Annotated in this window: 15 protein-coding genes; 8 read left to right on the top strand and 7 right to left on the bottom strand. The window is 69.4% G+C overall.

Going from position 1 to position 19,162, the window contains the following annotated elements; genetic code table 11:
- The first annotated feature begins 147 nt into the window (after window positions 1-147).
- The gene (locus RS86_RS01810; protein ID WP_045270506.1) at window positions 148-1,503 is read left to right on the top strand and encodes a GH1 family beta-glucosidase; all 1,356 of its coding nucleotides are present in this window, start codon (window positions 148-150) and stop codon (window positions 1,501-1,503) included.
- A complete protein-coding gene (locus RS86_RS01805) occupies window positions 1,500-2,792 on the top strand; it encodes an MFS transporter (RefSeq protein WP_045270505.1) in 1,293 nt (430 codons plus the stop codon). The genes RS86_RS01810 and RS86_RS01805 overlap by 4 nt, the downstream gene beginning before the upstream one ends.
- Here RS86_RS01805 and RS86_RS01800 read toward each other — a convergent pair.
- From RS86_RS01800 to RS86_RS01780, 5 genes are all read right to left on the bottom strand, one after another.
- Window positions 2,743-3,483 (bottom strand): alpha/beta fold hydrolase, encoded by a 741-nt coding sequence (locus RS86_RS01800; RefSeq protein WP_045270504.1) that lies wholly within the window; start codon window positions 3,481-3,483, stop codon window positions 2,743-2,745. The genes RS86_RS01805 and RS86_RS01800 overlap by 50 nt on opposite strands.
- Window positions 3,484-3,592: 109 nt before the next feature.
- Entirely contained in the window at window positions 3,593-5,296 is a 1,704-nt protein-coding gene (locus RS86_RS01795; protein WP_045270503.1) for an ABC transporter family substrate-binding protein, read from the bottom strand.
- Between the two features lie 102 nt (window positions 5,297-5,398).
- Window positions 5,399-7,453 (bottom strand): ABC transporter ATP-binding protein, encoded by a 2,055-nt coding sequence (locus RS86_RS01790; RefSeq protein WP_045270502.1) that lies wholly within the window; start codon window positions 7,451-7,453, stop codon window positions 5,399-5,401.
- Complete coding sequence (locus tag RS86_RS01785) at window positions 7,450-8,370, bottom strand: ABC transporter permease (protein ID WP_045270501.1); 921 nt, start codon at window positions 8,368-8,370, stop codon at window positions 7,450-7,452. The genes RS86_RS01790 and RS86_RS01785 overlap by 4 nt, the downstream gene beginning before the upstream one ends.
- A 1-nt stretch (window position 8,371) precedes the next feature.
- On the bottom strand, window positions 8,372-9,355 hold the full coding sequence (locus tag RS86_RS01780; RefSeq protein ID WP_045270500.1) for an ABC transporter permease: 984 nt from the start codon (window positions 9,353-9,355) through the stop codon (window positions 8,372-8,374).
- 348 nt (window positions 9,356-9,703) lie between these two features.
- Between RS86_RS01780 and lepA the strand changes: the two genes are divergently transcribed.
- Window positions 9,704-11,584, top strand: a complete 1,881-nt coding sequence (gene lepA, locus RS86_RS01775) for a translation elongation factor 4 (protein ID WP_045270499.1) — start codon at window positions 9,704-9,706, stop codon at window positions 11,582-11,584.
- 9 nt (window positions 11,585-11,593) lie between these two features.
- Here the strand turns inward: lepA and RS86_RS01770 are convergent, their stop codons facing one another.
- On the bottom strand, window positions 11,594-12,415 hold the full coding sequence (locus RS86_RS01770) for a LysR family transcriptional regulator (protein ID WP_045270498.1): 822 nt from the start codon (window positions 12,413-12,415) through the stop codon (window positions 11,594-11,596).
- Window positions 12,416-12,513: 98 nt separating this feature from the next.
- On the opposite strand from RS86_RS01770, the gene RS86_RS01765 reads away from it, so the two are divergent.
- Genes RS86_RS01765 through hemW form a run of 3 tightly spaced genes read left to right on the top strand, consistent with a single transcriptional unit; the run spans window position 12,514 to window position 15,395 of the window.
- Window positions 12,514-13,449: a DMT family transporter gene (locus tag RS86_RS01765; RefSeq protein WP_045270497.1), complete on the top strand. Its 936-nt coding sequence runs from the start codon at window positions 12,514-12,516 to the stop codon at window positions 13,447-13,449.
- 46 nt (window positions 13,450-13,495) lie between these two features.
- Window positions 13,496-14,146: a DUF1990 family protein gene (locus tag RS86_RS01760; protein ID WP_045270496.1), complete on the top strand. Its 651-nt coding sequence runs from the start codon at window positions 13,496-13,498 to the stop codon at window positions 14,144-14,146.
- 13 nt (window positions 14,147-14,159) lie between these two features.
- The gene (gene hemW, locus RS86_RS01755) at window positions 14,160-15,395 is read left to right on the top strand and encodes a radical SAM family heme chaperone HemW (protein WP_045270495.1); all 1,236 of its coding nucleotides are present in this window, start codon (window positions 14,160-14,162) and stop codon (window positions 15,393-15,395) included.
- 15 nt (window positions 15,396-15,410) lie between these two features.
- On the opposite strand, the gene RS86_RS01750 is transcribed toward hemW, so the two are convergent.
- On the bottom strand, window positions 15,411-16,850 hold the full coding sequence (locus RS86_RS01750; protein ID WP_045270494.1) for a carboxylesterase/lipase family protein: 1,440 nt from the start codon (window positions 16,848-16,850) through the stop codon (window positions 15,411-15,413).
- Window positions 16,851-16,967: 117 nt separating this feature from the next.
- Here RS86_RS01750 and hrcA point away from each other — a divergent pair, with 117 nt between their 5' ends.
- Together hrcA and dnaJ are read left to right on the top strand one after the other, a co-directional pair.
- Window positions 16,968-18,002, top strand: coding sequence for a heat-inducible transcriptional repressor HrcA (gene hrcA / locus RS86_RS01745; RefSeq protein WP_045270493.1), 1,035 nt, complete (start codon window positions 16,968-16,970; stop codon window positions 18,000-18,002).
- Between the two features lie 49 nt (window positions 18,003-18,051).
- Window positions 18,052-19,158 (top strand): molecular chaperone DnaJ, encoded by a 1,107-nt coding sequence (gene dnaJ, locus RS86_RS01740; RefSeq protein WP_045270529.1) that lies wholly within the window; start codon window positions 18,052-18,054, stop codon window positions 19,156-19,158.
- The last annotated feature ends 4 nt before the right edge of the window (window positions 19,159-19,162 follow it).

Below are 19,162 nucleotides of genomic sequence, written 5' to 3'. Positions count from 1 at the left end.
GACCTGATGCCGAACCGGCGGATCCGGGCCCGGAGGGTTCGGCATCATCGTGGGACGCGGTCTCGTTCCTCGTGACACGGCGTCGCGTCCGGGGTGAGGCGTCGGTGTAAGGTGTGCACGCTGGCGAAGGACCCGAAGGAGTCGTCCATGCCCGAATCCGTCACCGCTGACGTGCCCCCGCTCGACCGCGCGCTGCTGCGCCGACTGCGCTTCTCGGCCGCGACGGCGGCGTTCCAGATCGAGGGGGCGAGGGACGAGGACGGACCCGGCAGGTCCATCTGGGACGACTTCGTCGAGACCCCCGGCCGGGTGCGCGACGGCAGCACCGCGGATCCCGGCCCTGACAGCTACCACCGCGCCGACGAGGATGTCGCGCTGCTGGCGCGGCTCGGCGTCGACGAATACCGGTTCTCGATGTCGTGGGTGCGCGTGCTCCCCGACGGACGTCCGAGTCCCCAGGGCCTCGCCTACTACGATCGCCTCGTCGATCGCCTCCTCGACGCCGGGATCACGCCGACGCCGACGCTGTACCACTGGGATCTGCCATCCCGTCTGGAGGAGGCCGGCGGCTGGCTGAATCGCTCGACCGCGGAGCGGTTCGCGCAATACACCGAGGTGGTCGCCGACGCCCTCGGCGACCGGGTCCGGCAGTGGTACACGATCAACGAACCGGTCTCCACGACGCTCCAGGGCTACGCGATCGGCGAGCTCGCGCCGGGGCGCGCGCTGCTCTTCGACGCGCTGCCGACCGTGCACCACCAGCTGCTCGCGCACGGGTACGCGGCGCGGATCCTGCATGCGCGCGGGGCGACCAGCGTCGGCATCGTGAACAACCACACCCAGGTGCTGCCCGCATCGGACTCCGAGGCCGACCAGCAGGCCGCGTATCTCTACGACCTCATCCACAACAGGATGTACGCGGATCCCGTGCTGCTCGGCCGCTATCCCGATCTGGAGCCGCTCGGCGTCGCGCTGCCGGTGCGGGACGGCGATCTCGCGCTGATCAGCGCGCCCTGCGAGCTGTACGGAGTGAACTACTACAACCCGACCACGGTGGCGGCGAGCGCCGGACCGGTTCCCTTCGAGGTCGTCCCGACGCCCGGCGCTCCCGTCACCGGATTCGGTCCTCTGTGGCCGATCGTGCCGGAGGCGCTGACCGCGTTCCTCATCGACGCGAGGGAGCGCTACGGCGCGGCGCTGCCGCCGGTCGTGATCGCGGAGAACGGCGCGTCGTTCCCGGAGCCCGACCACGTGGACGCTCCGATCGATGACACGGCGCGCATCTCCTATCTGCACGGCCACATCGCCGCGGTGCTCGCGGCGATGCGCGCCGGGGTGCGGATCGACGCGTACACGGTGTGGTCGCTCCTGGACAACTTCGAGTGGGCCGACGGGTACACGCAGCGCTTCGGGCTCGTCCATGTCGACATGGCCACGGGGGAGCGCACTCCGAAGGCCTCCTACGCCTGGTATCGCGCGCTCATCGAGGAGGCCCGCTCGTGACCGAACACTCCAGCACCCCCGCCGTGACCGCGGGGAAGAGGGTCGGCCCGCTCTGGATGACGCTGTTCACCCTCGCGTGGCTCGCGATCTGGACCGTCCAGCTCACACCGATCCAGCTCCTGCTGCCGCTGCAGCTCGACACCGGCGCCCCGGGCGAAAACTGGATCGCCGGCGTCGTCTGGGCGGGCGTCGTGCTGTCGGTGGGCGGCCTCGTCGGCATCATCGCCGCTCCCGTGTCGGGCCGCTGGTCCGATCGCACCCGCTCGAGATGGGGCCGCCGGAGGCCATGGGCGATCGGCGGATCCCTGGTCGCGGCCGTCGGACTCGTGCTCACGGGCCTGGTGGCGGGCCCGGTCGCCGTCGGCGGCGCCTGGATCGTGGTCTCGGTCGGGGTCTCGGTCGCCTCCGCGGCGCTCACGGCGATGATCGCGGATCAGCTCACCACCCAGCGCGGTGCGGCGTCTGCCGCCGCGAGCTCGGCGCAGGCGGTCGGCATCGTGGTCGGCGTGGGAGCCGTCGTGCTGATCGGGCTCAACGTGGAGCAGTCGTACTTCCTGCTCGCCGCGATCATCGCGGTGATCGGGTCGGGCACCGCGCTGCTGCTGCCGGACGCTCCGGCGCACGAACTCGCCCTTCCGGCTCCGCGCAACGCCGCCCGCACGGCGTCGTGGCGGGATCGCGATTTCCTGTGGCTGCTCATCAGCCGCTTCGTGGTGAACATCGGCAACGCCTTCGGCACTTCCCTGCTGCTGTTCTTCCTGCTCTACGGTGTCCGGGTCCCGTCGGCCGCGGCGCAGGACGACCTGCTCGTCCTGATCGTGATCTACACGGTCTTCGTCGTGATCGCCTCGATCATCGCCGGCATCCTCTCCGATCGCGGGTCGGCGAGCCCGCTGCGCCGTCGCCGCACCATCACCGCGGTCTCCGCGGTCGTGCAGGCGATCTCCGGCGTCGTGATCCTGATCAGCCCCTCGTTCGAGATGACCGCGGTCGCGGCCGCGATCATGGGTGCGGGTTACGGCGCGTACATGGCGGTGAGCCTGGCATTCGCGACGGACCTGCTGAAGGATCCGGACGACCACGCCCGCGACCTCGGGCTCGTCAACGTCTCCGCGCAGCTCGGGCAGCTGCTGGGGCCGCTGCTCGGGGCGGGCCTCGTCGCCCTGGTGGGCGGGTTCTGGCTGCTCTTCGGCGCCGCAGCCGTGCTCTCGGTCGTGGGCGCGGCGATGACCTACGCGGTCAGGACGTCGTCTCCAGCGTCGCCAGCGCCAACTGCAGTACCGCGTTGAACACCCGGGGCCGCATCGCGGTCACGAGGTGCGTCGTGCGGGGCACGATGATGAACTCGGCGTCCGGCGCGAGCCGGCGGTACAGCGTCTCGTGCGTGCGGAGCTGGTCGAACTGCCCGTTCACGAACCACGTCGGCACGCGGATCCGGGGTACCGCGGAGACCAGATCCAGCTCGGCGAGCGACCGCAGCGCCTCGTCCTGCGCCGATACGGCGTAGCCGCCGGCACCGAAGTCCTCGCGCGTCGAGGCGGGGAGCGTCGCGTCCAGCACCTGCCGGCTCAGCCACATCCCGCGATCCGGCATCGCGTTCAGCGCGCCCGCCAGCATGCGATAGGCGGCGAGCCCCGCGCCGCGGGGGAGCGCGGTGCACGAGGCGCCGATGAAGCCGGCGATCGGCGGCGCGGGAACCGCTCCGGCGTACGCGGTCGACAGCAGCCCGCCCATCGAGTGCCCGACCAGCAGCACCGGCCCATCGACATCCCGCACCACGGCGTCGATCGTGCGCATCGCCTCGTCGAGCGAGAACGGCTCGTCCCTGCGCGTGCCGTGGCCGGGCAGATCGACGGCGATCGCGGGGTTGCCGCGCTCGGTGAGGAAATCCTCCTGCGCGCGCCACATCGTCGCAGACGTGCGGATCCCGTGCACGAGCACGACCGAGACCGGCGGAACCGAATCGCGGGAGCGGCGCATGCGCGTCAGTCTAGGCGCGGACGGTATCCGCCTAGCCGGGAAAGGAATCCGCAGACGACGAAGCGGGGCCGGTGGCGAACCACCGACCCCGCTCCGGAACAACAGGTGCTTACTTCTCCCAGCCCACGTTCTGCACGGGCTGAACGCCGAAGCCGTCCAGGCCCACGTAGGGCTCCGGGGTCAGGTTCGCGAGGCCCTTCTTCGCGGTGACGATCCAGGGACCGTTGTAGAGCGGGATGACGCCCCAGGTCTCCTTGATGATCTCAGGCTCGAGCTTCATCGCTGCCTTGGTCCAGTCCTCGGCGGTGGTCTGCGACTCGACGTCATTCTTGATCTTCTCGTCGATCGCGGGCGTGCTCGTGCCCGACAGGTTCAGCGAGCTGTCGGAGCAGTACAGCTGGCAGAAGTACGCCGGTCCGAACGGGTCGCCATCCGTGAACTGCAGCGAGAACGCATCCCAGTTCTTGGTGGTGAAGTCGGTCGAGAAGTCGGACGACGGGCGCTGCTCGATCTTGACGTCGATGCCGATCGCCTTCTCCTGCTGCTGCAGAGCCTTGAGCATCGCGATCGTCGTCGGCGAGTCGTTGTGGTTGGGGAAGACAACGGAGAGCTTCACGCCGTCCTTCTCGCGGACGCCGTCCTTGCCCTCCTTCCAACCGGCCTCGTCGAGGAGCTTCTTGGCGCCGGCGGCGTCGAACTTCAGGCCAGCCGTCTTGAAGGAGTCCGCGTAGCCGTCCTGGAACGAGTACAGGTTCATGGATCCGACAGGCTGCTCGGAGTAGTCCAGGCCGTTCCAGATGACCTTCTTCATCTCGTCGATGTTGGCACCCATGAAGAACGCCTGACGAACCTTGATGTCCTTGAACTGCGGCTTCGCCGAGTCGACGATGAGGACGGTCTTGGACGTGCGTTGAGCGCGGTACGTCACGACGTCCTTCATGCCGGCGACCTGCGCGAGCGTGTCCTTGTTCGGCGTTTCGGCCGCGTCGATCTCGCCGTTCTTGAACGCGTTGACACGAGCGGTCGTGTCGAGACCGGTGAAGGTGACCTTGTCGAGCAGCGGCTTGTCGCCCCACCACTTCTCATTGGGCTCGAACGTGGCGCTCTGCCCCTTCGAGTCGTACTTGGTGAGCTTGTACGGACCGGCACCCCACTCGGGGTTCGCGTTCTCGACGTACGCCGTGTTGAACACGTCGGCCGAGTTGACCTTCGGGTTCAGGATGTTCGAGAACACGGCCTCGGGCCAGGCGAACTTGCCCTTGAACGTCACGATGACGTCCTTGTCCGTTGCGCCCTTGGCGACGGATTCGATGTTCTTGTAGTTGTCGGTGGAACTCACCTTGTAAGCGTCGTTCGTGCCGTTGTTGGCCTTCCACGTCGCTTCGAACGCGGTCCAGTCGATCGGCGCGCCGTCGTTCCAGACCGCCTTGTCGTTGATCTTGCCGGTGATGACGGTGTTGCCGTCCTTCTCGCCGATCTCCCACTTGTCGAGGTAGGCGGGGTTCGGCGTCACCTTGCCGTCAGGAGAGATGAACAGAACCTGAGGCGTATACCAGTTCGCCAGACGCGTGGTGTCCGCCGACGCATCGGCCTGGAACGGGTTCATCTGCGGAGTGATCTCGTTGATCGCGAAATGAACCTCACCGCCCTGCTTGAGGTTCTCGCGCGGCTGCGGGTTGTAGTCCGCGGTCTTGGTCTCGGCCGGCTTGTCGCCGCCGTTGTTCGAGCCTCCGGTCGCCGAGCAACCGCTGATGGCGATCGCCAGCGCCCCGCCGAGGGCGACAACGCCCCACAGCTTGTGCAGCTTCTTCATGGTTCTCCTTCTATTGCCTTTCGGCTCTTTTGGGGACAGACACAGTTAACCGGCATGAACCAGATTCGCCGGAAGGGGCTCGATACCGTTATTGATTCGATGTCAACGGAAGTGGCATGCGTTGGCGTGCGCGTCGGATCCCTTGAGGGTCGGAGCCTCGGTCTCGCAGCGCGACTGCTGCTCCGGCGGAAGCATCTTGTACAGCGGGCAGCGCGAGGTGAACGAGCAGCCGTCGCGACGGTCCGTGGGGCTCGGCAGGTCGCCCTGCAGCACGATCCGCTCACGGGTGCGCTCGATGTCGGGGTCCGGCACCGGGATGGCCGACAGCAGCGCCTGCGTGTACGGGTGCTGGGGGTCGTCGAAGATCGCGTCCACGTCGCCATGCTCGACGAACTCGCCGAGGTACATGACGCCGACGCGGTCGGCGATGTGCCGCACCACGGACAGGTCGTGCGCGACGAAGAGATACGACAGGCCGAGCTTGACCTTGAGTTCGTCGAGCAGGTTGATCACGCCGGCCTGGATCGACACGTCGAGGGCGGACACCGGCTCGTCCAGGACCACGATCTTCGGGTTTGTCGCGAGCGCCCTGGCGATGCCGATGCGCTGGCGCTGGCCGCCGGAGAAGGCGCCAGGGAACCTGCTCGCATGCGCCGGGTCGAGGCCCACGAGGTCCATGAGCTCGTCCACCCGCGCGTCGGCCTCGGCCCGAGGCACGCCGATCGCGCGCAGCGGTTCGGCGATGACGTCCGCCACGGTGAGACGCGGGTCGAGGGCGCCCATCGGGTCCTGGAACACGATCTGCAGATCGCGGCGCACGGCGCGCTCCGCCTTGCCGCCGTGCAGTGACGACACGGGCGTGCCCGCGATCGTGATCTCGCCGTCGGTCTGCTTCACGAGGTCCATGATCTGCAGCAGGGTCGTGGTCTTGCCACAACCGGACTCGCCGACGATGGCCATGGTCTCGCCCTCGCGGATGTCGAAGGTGAGGCCCTTGACCGCGTGCACCTCGCCGACCTTGCGCTTGAGGAAGGCGCCCTTGGTCAGCGGGAACGTCTTCTGCATGTTCCGGACGTCGAGCGTGACGGGCCGGTCCTCGCGGGGCACGCGGTCCAGCGCGCTCGTCGGGAGCTCCGGCACGGGGTACACCGGCGCTCCGCCGATCATCCCGTCCTCGATCTCGTCCGCTCGGACGCAGGCGACCAGATGCGCGCCGCCCTCGGCCGTCGCGATCGGACGCAGCTCGGGCTCGCGGACCCGGCACGCCTCGGTCGCGATCGGGCACCGTGCCACGAACGGGCACTCGTCCGGCAGGTTCACCAAAAGGGGTGGATTGCCCTTGATCGGCACCAGCGGGGTCTTCTCCGACTTGTCCACGCGGGGAATCGCCCCCAGGAGACCGATCGAGTACGGCATCCGCGTCTCGTGGAACAGCTCGCGCACGGGCGCCTGCTCGACGGGCTTGCCCGCATACATCACCAGCACATCGTCGGCGGTCTTCGCGACCACGCCCATATCGTGCGTGATCATGATGACCGCGGCGCCGGTCTCGCGCTGTGCCGTGGCGATGAGATCGAGGATCTGCGCCTGGATCGTGACGTCGAGCGCCGTGGTGGGTTCGTCCGCGATGATCAGCTTCGGATTGTTCGCCATCGCGATCGCGATGACGACGCGCTGGCGCATCCCGCCCGAGAACTCGTGCGGGAACGACTTCAGTCGCCGCTCCGGGCTCGGGATGCCGACCATGCGCAGCAGCTCGATGGCGCGCGCGGTGGCATCCGCCTGCGACATGCTGCGGTGCACGGTGAGCGCTTCGACGAGTTGGTCGCCGACCGTGAAGACCGGCGTGAGCGAGGTCAGCGGATCCTGGAAGATCATCGCGATCCCGTTGCCGCGCAGCGTGGACAACTCCTTGTCGCTCTTGCCGACGAGCTCGGTGCCGTCGAACATGATCGAGCCGGAGACCTTGGCATTGTCGTCGAGGAGTCCCATGATCGCGAGCGACGTGACGGACTTGCCGGAGCCGGACTCGCCCACGATGCTGAGCGTGCGACCGGGTTCGAGGTCGAAGGAGACGCCGCGGACGGCGTCGACGCGGCCGGCCTCGGAGGCGAAGCTGACATGCAGGTCGCGGACGGAGAGAAGAGGAGCGGTCATGCGCGGCCTCCCGCCGCCGAGGTGGGATCGAGCGCATCGCGCAGGCCGTCGGCGATGAGTGCCATCGAAACGGTCAGCATGGTCAGCGCGAGCGCAGGGAAGTAGAACGTCCACGGAGCGCTGGACACGGAATTGGCGCCGATGCCGATGAGGGATCCGAGCGAGACATCGGGGATCTTCACGCCGAAGCCGATGAAGGACAGGCCCGTCTCGGAGATCACGGCGCCGACGACGCCGAGCGTGAAGTTGATCACCAGCAGCGAGCCGATGTTCGGCAGCAGGTGGCGGACCACGATCCTCATGCCCGGCACGCCCATGTAGCGCGCGGCGTGCACGTACTCGCGCTCGCGCAGCGAGAGCGCCATGGTCCAGATGACCCGCGCGGGGAAGAACCATCCGATGAAGATCATCACGACCGAGATGACACGCCAGTCGCCGCCCGCGTTCGAGGAGATCAGCGCGAGGATCAGGAAGGTGGGAACGACCATGAGGAAGTGGATGATCAGCAGGATGATGCGCTCGGTCGTGCCACCGAAGTAGGCGGCGGCGGTGCCGACGATCGCGGAGATCACCGTGGTGCCGATCGAGACCGTGAGGGCGATCATCAGGGAGCGCTGCAGACCGACGGCGGTCTGAGCGAACAGGTCGCCTCCGTCCGCCGCGGTGCCGAACCAGTGGGTGCCGTCGGGCGGCGTGCCGAGGGCAGTGAAGTCGAGGTAGATCGAGGTGAAAGGCGCAATGAGCGGACCGACGATCGCGAACAGTACAAGGATCGCGAAGATGAAGACCCCGGCGACCGCCGGCCGATTGCGCACGAAGCGGCGGTAGTAGAGCCGGAACGTGCCGATGCGCTTGCGCGGGATGCGCGCGGCGGTGGTGTCGGGCCCCACAGGGGGCTGGATGGTTGCGGAAGTCATGTCAGCTCACCCTCACTCGCGGATCGAGGACCACCACGGCGATGTCGGCGAGGATCGCGCCGATCGCCGTGAGCACGGCGGTGAAGGCGGCGATGGCGACCACTCCGTGCACATCGTTCTTGCTGATCGTGTCGATGAAGTACCGGCCCATGCCGTTCCACGCGAAGATCGTCTCGGTCAGCACCGCGCCGGTGAACACCGTGGGGATGTTGAACGCCAGTTGTGTCGCGACGGGAATCAGCGAGGTTCGCAGCGCGTGCTTGCGGATCGCCTGCTGCTTGGTGAGCCCCTTCGCCCGGGCGGTGCGCACGTAGTCGGCCTTGATGTTATCCAGCAGCAGAGAGCGCTGCAGGAAGTGGTAGCTCGCGTAGCCGATGAAGACCAGGGCGATGGTAGGGAGAGCCAGGTGCTGCAGAGTGTCGAGGAGCGAGGGGAAGAATCCGCTCACACCATCGCTGCTCGACCCTGTCACGTAGAAGAGGCGGAAACCGAGCGCGTTGTTGACGCCGATCGCGATCAGGACGATACCGAGCGCGGCCACGATGATCGGGACGTTCATCGTCACGATCGAGATGCCCTGCCAGACGCGGTCGCCGAGCTTGTACTGCCGCGACGCGGTGTAGACGCCGACCGCGATGCCGAGGACGGCTGAGATGATCGTCGCGCCGAGCACGAGCTCGCCGGAGACCCACATGCGGTAGGCGATTTGATCGTTCACGGACTGACCGACTGGGCTCACCCCCCAGTTCCAGTGCAACACGATGTCAGTGATCCAGCTCCACCAGCGTTGGAGGAGCGGAAAACTGTCGTCGAGGTTGCGGGGATCGAGCAACCGTGAGATCTGATCGTGCGAGAGTGGCGGCTTGCGTCCGACGTAGTTGCTGCGGGGATCGAGGAAGGCCCACGCGAGGAAGTACGTGACATTGGTCGCCACCACGATCATGAGGAGCCAGCCGAGAGCTCGGCGCAGCAGGTACTTGATCAAGATGGTGTTCTCTCTCTTGTCACAGACGCCGCGCGGGATCTCCGACGCAGCGCTGGGTCGATGCCATATCAACTCGACCCGAAACCGGTGACACGGTGCACCCTCCCGCGCAGCGCGGGACGGAGTGCTGTCTCCGCTGACACCCGGTTCCGGGGCGCGGCAACTTCGCGAGACTATCACCGGCCGGGCGCGATGGGGGATGAGGCACGCCTCACTCCGCGTGCCTCGACAGCGGTCGAAGGAGGCGCGGGGCGGCCGTGCCGGGCGCTCCCGTAGAATCGTCGGGATACCCGGTTCACTCCGGGCCAGCCCGATCCGTTCACCGGACCCCGCATCGTTCAGGACCCCATGTCACCTCGCGCCCTCACTCCGCTGCTGCCGGCCGCCACGCCCCCGCAGCAGATCCGCAACTTCTGCATCATCGCCCACATCGATCACGGCAAGTCGACCCTTGCCGACCGGATGCTCCAGATCACCGGCGTGGTGTCGGATCGCGATATGCGCGCCCAGTATCTCGACCGCATGGACATCGAGCGCGAGCGCGGCATCACGATCAAGAGCCAGGCAGTGCGCATGCCGTGGGCCGTCAAATCGGCGGTTGCTGAGCGAGCGGAGCGAGACGAAGTATTCGCGCTGAACATGATCGACACACCGGGGCACGTCGACTTCACGTATGAGGTGTCCCGCTCGCTCGCCGCCTGCGAGGGCGCGATCCTCCTCGTCGACGCCGCGCAGGGCATCGAGGCGCAGACGCTCGCGAACCTGTACCTGGCGCTCGAGAACGACCTCACGATCATCCCGGTGCTCAACAAGATCGACCTTCCCGCGGCCGAGCCCGAGAAGTACGCGAAGGAGCTGGCCGATCTCATCGGCGGCAGCCCCGACGACGTGCTGCGCGTCTCCGGCAAGACCGGCGTCGGCGTCGAGGACCTGCTCAACCGCCTCGTGCAGGAGATCCCGGCCCCGGTCGGCGACGCGGACGCCCCCGCCCGCGCCATGATCTTCGACTCCGTGTACGACGCCTATCGCGGCGTCGTCACCTACGTGCGCATGGTGGACGGCAAGCTCTCACCGCGCGAGCGGATCCAGATGATGTCCACGGGGGTCAACCACGAGCTGCTCGAGATCGGCGTCTCCAGCCCTGAACCCGTGCCGGGCAAGGGCCTGGGCGTCGGCGAGGTCGGCTATCTCATCACCGGCGTGAAGGACGTGCGCCAGTCCAAGGTCGGCGACACGATCACGACCTCGCGCAAGCCTGCGACCGACGCGCTGGCGGGCTACACCGACCCGAAGCCGATGGTGTTCAGCGGCATCTACCCGATCGACGGCAGCGACTACGCGGAGCTGCGCGAGGCGCTCGACAAGCTCAAGCTCTCCGATGCGTCGCTGCAGTACGAGCCGGAGACCTCGGTCGCGCTCGGCTTCGGGTTCCGCTGCGGCTTCCTGGGCCTGCTGCACCTGGAGATCATCACCGAGCGGCTGTCGCGCGAGTTCGGGCTGGACCTCATCACGACCGCTCCGAGCGTGATCTACGAGGTCCTCACCTCCGACACGGGCGAGACGGTCACGGTCACGAACCCCAGCGAGTACCCGGACGGGAGGATCGGATCCGTCTCCGAGCCGATGGTGAAGGCGGCCATCCTGCTGCCTAAGGACTACGTCGGCACCGTGATGGAGCTGTGCCAGTCCCGTCGCGGATCGCTGCTGGGCATGGAGTACTTCTCCGAGGAGCGCGTCGAGCTGCGCTACATGATCCCGCTCGGCGAGATCGTGTTCGATTTCTTCGATCAGCTGAAGTCGAAGACGCAGGGCTACGCCTCGCTGGACTACGAGCCCGCGGGTTCCCAGGAGGCGGACCTGGTCAAGGTCGACATCCTGCTGCAGGGCGACAAGGTCGACGCGTTCAGCTCGATCGTGCACCGCGACAAGGCCTACGCCTATGGCACGATGATGGCCGAGCGGCTGCGCAAGCTCATCCCGCGGCAGCAGTTCGAGGTGCCGATCCAGGCCGCGATCGGCGCCCGCATCATCGCCCGCGAGACGATCCGCGCCATCCGCAAGGACGTTCTCGCCAAGTGCTACGGCGGCGACATCACCCGCAAGCGCAAGCTCCTCGAGAAGCAGAAGGAGGGCAAGAAGCGCATGAAGATGGTCGGGCGCGTCGAGGTCCCCCAGGAGGCGTTCATCGCCGCGCTCTCGGGAGACGTCGAGAGCAAGGACAAGAAGTAGGCGGCAGCCTCAGGCGCTTGCGACGGCTCGGCGCAGTTCCTCGACGAGGGCGGTCCGCGTGTCCGCGGGGATGCGCTCCGAGGCGACCATCGTCAGCGGGAGCGGCGGGGGAGCAGGCAGGTCGAGCTCGCGGAGCTGCGACTCGGTCCGGTGGAACGCCGGCAGCGCCGTGATCCCCGCACCGGAGCGCACGGTCGCGAGCACGCTGGACAGGTCGAGGCACTCGCGCACGACCGTGCGCCGCTCTCCCGCAGGGGCGGCGAGGATCGCATCGCGCAGGGTGCACGGCGGTGAGAAGACGACGAGTCCGGCGTCGGCGGCGACTCCTGCCGCACCGAACCAGGCGAGCGGGACGGGGCCGATGTCGATGCGCCCTGGGCCGAGGTCTCCGTAGCCCAGGACGATGTCGGCGGTGTGTGCGCGGACGAACCGGCGCAGGCTGTCGGTGCGGTGGAACCGGAACCGGACTCGCCGCTCGGGGTGGCGGACGGACAGCACCCTGGTCACCGTCTGCAGGACCGAGGCGTTGGCCATGTCGGTCGATGCGACCACGATGTCGTCCCCTGGTGTCCCGACGATCCGGTCGAGGGCCTCGTCGTGCAGAGCGACGATGCGGTGCGCGTCCCGGACGAGCGACTCACCGGCGACGGTGAATGCGATGCTGCGACCGCGTCGCTCGACGAGGGGCAGGCCCAGCGTCCCCTCGAGGCGGCGCAGGTGCGCCGAGACCGTGGGCTGCGAGAGGTGCAGCGCGGAGGCCGCCCGGCCGACGCCCGCGAACGCGGCGACGGCGATGAGGCTGCGCAGCTCCGCGATCTCCATGCTGCTCATGGATCCATCCTGCGCCACCGGGGCGAGCTCCCATCACTATCCATCAGGATTCGTGATGAGACGCGTCGAATCGCACGGCGGGCGGCGAATCTGGCGACATGACCAGAACAACCATCGCCGTCTCCGCGTGCACCATGGTGACGCTCTACGCGGTGAACTACGCGCTGACCTCGCTCGCGCTGCGCACGATGAGCCCTTTCCTGCTGCTCCTGCTGCGCTTCGTGCTCTCCGTGCTCGTGCTGCTCGCGGTGTGCGCGCTGCTCCGCACGCCCATCCCGCGGGGTCGTCTCCTTGCGGTCGCGGCCGGCGCGGGGCTGCTGTCGCAGGCGGGGCAGTTCATCGGCACCTACTGGGCGCTCGGGCACGGCGTCGGCGCGGGGTTCACGGCTCTCGTGATCGCGATGAACCCGGTCGTCACCGCGCTGCTGTCCCGGTTGATCCTGCGTCGGCGCGCCTCGCGCCGTGCTCTGCTGTCGACCGCGCTGGGAGCGGCGGCGGTGATCGTCGCATGCCTGCCGATCGTGCTCGCCGATCCGCGGATCGGGCCGGTGATCCTGGCTGTGGGCGGATCGCTCGTGGCGGTCTCACTGGGGGCGCTCTGGCAGGGGCGGTCGCTGCGCGAGGTCCATCCTGCGATGTTCACCCTGATCGGCGTCGTGGTCTCCACGCCCGTCGCAGGCGCGCTCGCGCTGACGGAGCCCGCGCGTCCTCCTTCCGGCTTCGCATCCTGGGCGCTCCTCGGCGGGATCGTCGCGATCGGCCTGGGCGGCACCGTGCTGTATTCGGCGCTCGTGCGCGCCGTCGGCGCCGATGCGGCGTCGATCCTGTTCAGCGTGATACCCGCGGCCACGGCCGTCGCGGCGCTGATCCTGCTGGGGGAGCCGCTCTCCGTGGCCGGCGTGATCGGGCTCGTGCTCGGGGCGGCGGCCTCGGTGCTGCGACTCGGCGACGATCGACCTCCGGTGGCGGATCCGATCGCCGACGACCCGGTGCCCGACTCGCGCGCGCCCGCGCGAGCAGCATCCCAGCCTTAGGAGAACCTGGATGAGTCCTTCGGGCTCGGCCAGTAGTCTGGTTGTCATGCGTCGCGGGACATTCCGAGAAGGAACGGTGGACTATGCCGCCGTGGGGGCGACCCACGCGCCCGACCTGATGCAGTATCCGCCGGAGCGCAGCGTCCCAGCGGAGGAGTCCTGGCGGCTCGGCAGCGGCGAGGAGCGGTTCCGCACCGCCGGCGACGCGCTGCTCTCCTGGACGGCGCAGCGTGCGGCAGGGCTTCAGCTCACCGACGTGCGCCCGGCCTCGACCCCCGGATACGCCGGGGTCAGCTTCGACGCCGAGGGCGCTCCGATCGCCCCGAGCCATACCGAGGTCGAGCCGCGCTACGACGAGGACGGCACGCCCTGGGCGGGGCCGGGGATGACCCTCAAGCTGCATGGACGGGTCTCGGGCATGCGCGCGGACGCCGAACTGCGGGTGATCTCGGTGACCGAGCAGACGCACCGGATCGGCTTCGTGCTGGGCACGGTCGCCGGATCCGTCGTGAGCGGCGAGGAGTCGTTCGACATCGAGTGGAACGACGCCGACGAGGTATGGTTCACCGTGCGCGCCTTCGACCGCCCGAACAGCTTCCTGTATCGCAGCTTCCCGTACCTGGTGAAGCGCCGCCGGCGCGAGCTGTTCGCACGGTATCTGCGCGCGATCTCCCCGCTGTACGCGACGCCCGTCTGATGGTCTCCTCCTGATGGCCGGCCCCCTGCCGCTCGGAGATCCGGCTCCTGCGGACGGCCGTCTGCCCGCCGATCTGCGGATCGACCCGGATGGCCCGTTCTCCGCCTATCTGCATGTGCCGTTCTGCCGTGTGCGCTGCGGCTACTGCGACTTCAACACGTACACCGCGTCCGAACTGCGCGGGGCGCGTCAGGACACCTATGCCGACACGCTGATCCAGGAGATCGCCCTGGCGCGCGACGTGCTCGCCGAGCGCGGTCCGCTGCGCCCGCTGAGCACGGTGTTCTTCGGCGGCGGCACGCCGACGCTGCTGCCGGCGGGCGACCTCGGCCGCATGCTCGGCGCGGTGATCGGAGCTTTCGGCATCGCCGAAGGCGCCGAGGTGACCGTCGAGGCCAATCCCGACACGGTGACGGCCGAGGTCGCCGAGGAGCTCGCGGCGGCCGGCGTGACCCGCATGTCGATCGGCATGCAGTCGGCCGTGCCGCACGTGCTGGCGGCACTGGACCGCACGCACCGGCCGGAGAACGTGCGCACCGCCGTCGAGGCGGCCCGTGCCGCCGGGCTGGCTGTCAGCGTCGATCTCATCTACGGCGCGCCGGGGGAGTCGCTGGAGGACTGGCGCTCCTCGCTGACGACCGCGATCGGCCTGGAACCGGATCACATCTCGGCGTACGCGCTGATCATCGAGGACGGCACCAAGCTCGCCCGCCAGATCCGTCGCGGCGAGGTGCCCGCTCCCGATGACGACCTGCAGGCGGACATGTACGAGCTCGCCGACGGCCTGCTGGGCGAGGCCGGCTTCGACTGGTACGAGGTGAGCAACTGGGCCCGCCGCCCGGCGGATCACGGTGGCGGGGATCAGCGCTCCCGGCACAACATGGCGTACTGGCGCGGCACGGACTGGTGGGGCTTCGGGCCAGGAGCCCACAGTCACGTCGCCGGCCTGCGGTGGTGGAACGTGAAGCATCCGGCCGCCTACGCGCAGCGGCTCGCGGCGGGGGACTCTCCGGCCGCGGCCACGGAGCGCCCCGATGCCGAGGCCGCCCAGCTGGAGCGGATCCTGCTGCGCTCCCGGATGTCGGAGGGGATGCCGCTCGACGCGATCGCGTCCGACGCCCGCACCAGGGTCGCGGGGCTCATCGCGGACGGCCTGGTCGACGCCGGGCCCGCCCTGCGCGGCACCCTCGTCCTGACGCTCCGCGGACGGCTGCTCGCTGATGCCGTGGTGCGCGCTCTGACCGACTGAGCGCGGCGTCCGCCGTCAGCCCTTCTCTGCCGGGAGCAGGTCCACGACGGCCGTCCGCCTCTGCGGTCCGGCCACGGGATCTGCACCCGCGCCGTCGAACAGCGCCGCCGTGCGCTGCGCATCGAACGCGGGCCAGCCGGGATCGCCGTCGCGGATGAAGCGCACCCAGGCGTCGTGCATCGCGGTGGCCAGGGCCTGGGGTGGCGCGGAGCCCGCGATCTTCGCGCTCTCCGGATCGTGGAGGCGGTCGAACACGAACGGGAGCTCGAGGGCGTGCGCCGCGCGCAGATCGCGCACAGGGCTGGGCCAGCAGAACTCGTACAGGAACGTGGGGGCGGTGCGGGTGCGCGCGGCCCGGGTGGCCGGCGCGCGCAGCAGCAGGTCCGTCGCGAGCTGGCCGAAGACCTCCCCGGTGCTCGCGCCGGGATGATCGGCGCGCACCGCCCTGGCCGCCGCGGCGGGGATGCGAAGGGCGAGGCGCGCGAGCAGCAGCTTCGACGGCCGGATCCCCATCACAGCCTCCGGCGGGAACCAGAGCCGGTACTCGTCCGTGTTGGTGCCGATCAGCAGGGGCGCATCGACGTCGACGAGCGCCTCGTGCGGCGACTGCGGCAGCGACTCGGGATCCCGCACGAGCTGGAAACCCGGGGCGCCGCCGAGCGGGGAGGATCCGGCGGCCTGGGCGCGTCGCGCCTCGAGGAGGGCGTCCGGGGCGAGCGCCGCGAACGCCTCGCGCGTCGCCGGGACGCCGAGCCGCTTCGCGAGCTGGCGGGTCACGCGCCCGCCGCGCTCGGGGGTCTGCGCCTCGAGCGGGCCGGACTGCACGATCCCGCCGCGCACCAGCGCCCTGGTGTCGGGCCGGGAGAGGAGCGCGGCGACGAGTGCTCCTCCTGCGGATTCGCCCATGAGCGTGATCCGGCCGGGGTCGCCGCCGAACGCCGCGATCTCGTCGCGCACCCAGTGCAGGGCTGCCGCGACATCCTGGAGTCCCAGATTGCGCGGCGCATCCGCGAGCACGGAGAAGCCCTCGGATCCCAGTCGGTAGTTGACGCTGACGAAGACGAGTCCGTCCCGCGCGAACTCCGTGCCCTCGTACATCGACAACGCCGCCGTGCCGCGCTCGAGGGCGCCGCCGTGGATCCACAGCACCACCGGAGCGGCGTCCGCGCCCGCCGGCGTCCACACGTTGGCCGTGAGGATGTCGTCTCCGTCGATGCGGAGGCTGCCGAGGATCTCGGCTGTCGCTCCCGCATAGGGCAGCTGCGGAGCCGTCGGCCCGAACGCGGCGGCGTCGCGCGGCGCGGACCAGGGCTCGACGGGCCGCGGCGAGCGGAAGCGGCCCTCGCCGAAGGGCGGGGCGGCATACGGCACGCCGAGATACCGGTCGATGCCGTCTCTGCGTCGGCCGATCAGCTCGCCGGAGGAGATCCTTGTGCGCGCCATGTCCTGGTCCATGGCCACATCCTAGGGAGTGCCGCATCCTCGACATCCCCGGTCCCTGAGCCTGTCGAAGGGCCCGGCAGGATAGGATTGGCACTCAGGATGCACGAGTGCCAACGGTGAGGAGGAGCGATGGTCTCAGAACGCGGACTCCAGGTGCTCCGCGCCATCGTCGAGGACTACGTCGAGACGAATGAGCCGGTCGGCAGCAAGTCGATCGTGGAGCGGCACGCGTTCGGCGTGTCCGCCGCGACGATCCGCAACGACATGGCCCAGCTCGAGGACGAGGACCTCATCGCGGCGCCGCACACCTCCTCAGGGCGGGTGCCGACCGACAAGGGCTACCGCGTGTTCGTCGATCACCTCGCGCAGGTGCGGCCGCTCACGGCGGCCCAGCGCAGCGCGATCACGGCCTTCCTCGCGGATCCCGCCGACCTCGACGACCTCATGGTGCGCACCGTGCGCGTGCTCACGAGGCTCACGGGTCAGGTCGCGCTCGCGCAGTACCCGTCGTTCGCCCGAGCCCACATCACGCACGTCGAGCTCGTGGCCCTCGCCCCGAACCGGCTGCTGATCGTGCTCGTCACCGATGCGGGCGGTGTCTCGCAGCGGATCGTGCCGCTGCCGGTCGAGCTGGACGACGCCGAGCTGGGGCTGCTCCGCGCGGTCATCACCGAGCTGCTGACCGGCCGCTCGGTGCGCCGCGGCGCGGAGCGCGTGGAGGCGGCGGCGGAGACGTCGTACGGCCCTCGGATCGACGCCGCTCGTGCCGCGGTGCTGCGCGCCGTCGCGGAGGAGCTCGCGGAGTTCCGCCAGGAGCGCCTGGTGATGGCGGGGGCGGCGACCCTCGCCCGGCGCGAGCACGACTTCCGCGGCAGCATCCACCCTCTCCTCGAGGCGATCGAGGAGCAGGTGACGCTGCTGCGGCTGATGAGCGAGATGCGCGTCGACGAGCACGGTCTCGCCGCGAGCATCGGCACGGAGAACGCCGCGTTCGGCCTCGGCGAGGCATCGATCGTGGCGAGCGACTACGTGACGCACGGCGGCACCGCACGCGTGGGCGTGATGGGGCCGACCCGGATGGACTACCCGAGCAACCTCGCGGCAGCGCGGGCCGTGGCCCGCTACCTGTCGAGGCTGCTCGAAGAGGACGAGTCCGGCCGCTGAGCGGCCGCAGAACACACGCGCCGCCGCCTGGCGGCCCGGAAAGGCGATGGTGACGGATCACTACGAGGTCCTCGGCGTCTCGCGCGATGCGAGCGAGGACGAGATCAAGAAGGCCTATCGGCGGCTCGCACGTCAGCTGCACCCCGATGTGAACCCCAGTGAGGATGCGGCGGAGCGGTTCAAGCTCGTCACGCACGCCTACGACGTGCTGAGTGACGCCGACTCGCGGCGCCGCTACGACATGGGCGGCGACCAGAACGGCAACGGCGGCTTCGGAGGGTTCGGCGGTTTCGGCGACATCTTCGAGACCTTCTTCGGCGGCGGAGGGGCGCGCGCGGCGCGTCCCCGCTCGCGCCGGGAGCGCGGTCAGGACGCCCTGGTCCGCGTCACGCTCGAGCTCGGCGACGTCGTCTTCGGCGTGCACCGGGACATCGAGGTGGACACGGCCGTGCTCTGCGAGACGTGCCAGGGATCCTGCTGCCAGGAGGGCACCTCGCCCGTCACCTGCGACATCTGCGGAGGGTCCGGTCACGTCCAGCAGCAGGTGCGCAGCCTGCTCGGCAACGTCATCACGACCGCGCCGTGCGGCTCCTGCGAGGGCTTCGGCACGACGATCCCGTTCCCGTGCCAGACCTGCAACGGCCAGGGCAGGGTGCGCTCGCGTCGCACGGTCGGGCTCGACATCCCGGCCGGCGTCGAGACCGGCCTGCGCCTGCAGCTGCCCGGATCCGGTGAGGTCGGCCGCGCCGGCGGCCCGAACGGCGACCTGTACGTCGAGGTCACCGTCGCTCCGCACGCCCGGTTCAGCCGCGACGGCGATGACCTGCTGGCGACCCTCGAGGTCGCGATGAGCGATGCGATCCTCGGCGCCACGACGACGATCGAGTCCCTGGACGGATCCGTGGATCTCGAGATCCGCCAGGGCCTGCAGTCGGGCGACGTGCTGACGATCAAGGGCCGCGGCGTCACGCCGCTGCGCGGCAGCCAGCGCGGCGACCTGCGCGTGGGCGTGCAGGTGCTCACCCCGACGAAGCTCGATCACAAGGAGCGCCAGCTCATCGAGGACTTCGCCCAGCGCACCAAGGCGCCGGCGCCGAAGCTCGCCGAGTTCCACCAGGGGCTGTTCTCCAAGCTGCGCGACCGTTTCCGGGGCTGATCCG

Origin of the sequence: Microbacterium azadirachtae (genome assembly GCF_000956505.1) — a bacterium.
Taxonomy (GTDB): Bacteria; Actinomycetota; Actinomycetes; order Actinomycetales; family Microbacteriaceae; genus Microbacterium; species Microbacterium azadirachtae_A.
This window is presented reverse-complemented; position numbering and strand designations above follow the sequence as displayed.

What these genes read in the sequence shown, in the direction of transcription:
- RS86_RS01810 (WP_045270506.1), top strand. Translation starts at nt 148, where the DNA reads ATGCCCGAATCCGTCACCGCTGACGTGCCCCCGCTCGACCGCGCGCTG.
- RS86_RS01800 (WP_045270504.1), bottom strand. Translation starts at nt 3,483, where the DNA reads ATGCGCCGCTCCCGCGATTCGGTTCCGCCGGTCTCGGTCGTGCTCGTG.
- RS86_RS01795 (WP_045270503.1), bottom strand. Translation starts at nt 5,296, where the DNA reads ATGAAGAAGCTGCACAAGCTGTGGGGCGTTGTCGCCCTCGGCGGGGCG.
- RS86_RS01790 (WP_045270502.1), bottom strand. Translation starts at nt 7,453, where the DNA reads ATGACCGCTCCTCTTCTCTCCGTCCGCGACCTGCATGTCAGCTTCGCC.
- RS86_RS01785 (WP_045270501.1), bottom strand. Translation starts at nt 8,370, where the DNA reads ATGACTTCCGCAACCATCCAGCCCCCTGTGGGGCCCGACACCACCGCC.
- lepA (WP_045270499.1), top strand. Translation starts at nt 9,704, where the DNA reads ATGTCACCTCGCGCCCTCACTCCGCTGCTGCCGGCCGCCACGCCCCCG.
- RS86_RS01770 (WP_045270498.1), bottom strand. Translation starts at nt 12,415, where the DNA reads ATGAGCAGCATGGAGATCGCGGAGCTGCGCAGCCTCATCGCCGTCGCC.
- RS86_RS01765 (WP_045270497.1), top strand. Translation starts at nt 12,514, where the DNA reads ATGACCAGAACAACCATCGCCGTCTCCGCGTGCACCATGGTGACGCTC.
- RS86_RS01760 (WP_045270496.1), top strand. Translation starts at nt 13,496, where the DNA reads ATGCGTCGCGGGACATTCCGAGAAGGAACGGTGGACTATGCCGCCGTG.
- hemW (WP_045270495.1), top strand. Translation starts at nt 14,160, where the DNA reads ATGGCCGGCCCCCTGCCGCTCGGAGATCCGGCTCCTGCGGACGGCCGT.
- RS86_RS01750 (WP_045270494.1), bottom strand. Translation starts at nt 16,850, where the DNA reads ATGGACCAGGACATGGCGCGCACAAGGATCTCCTCCGGCGAGCTGATC.
- hrcA (WP_045270493.1), top strand. Translation starts at nt 16,968, where the DNA reads ATGGTCTCAGAACGCGGACTCCAGGTGCTCCGCGCCATCGTCGAGGAC.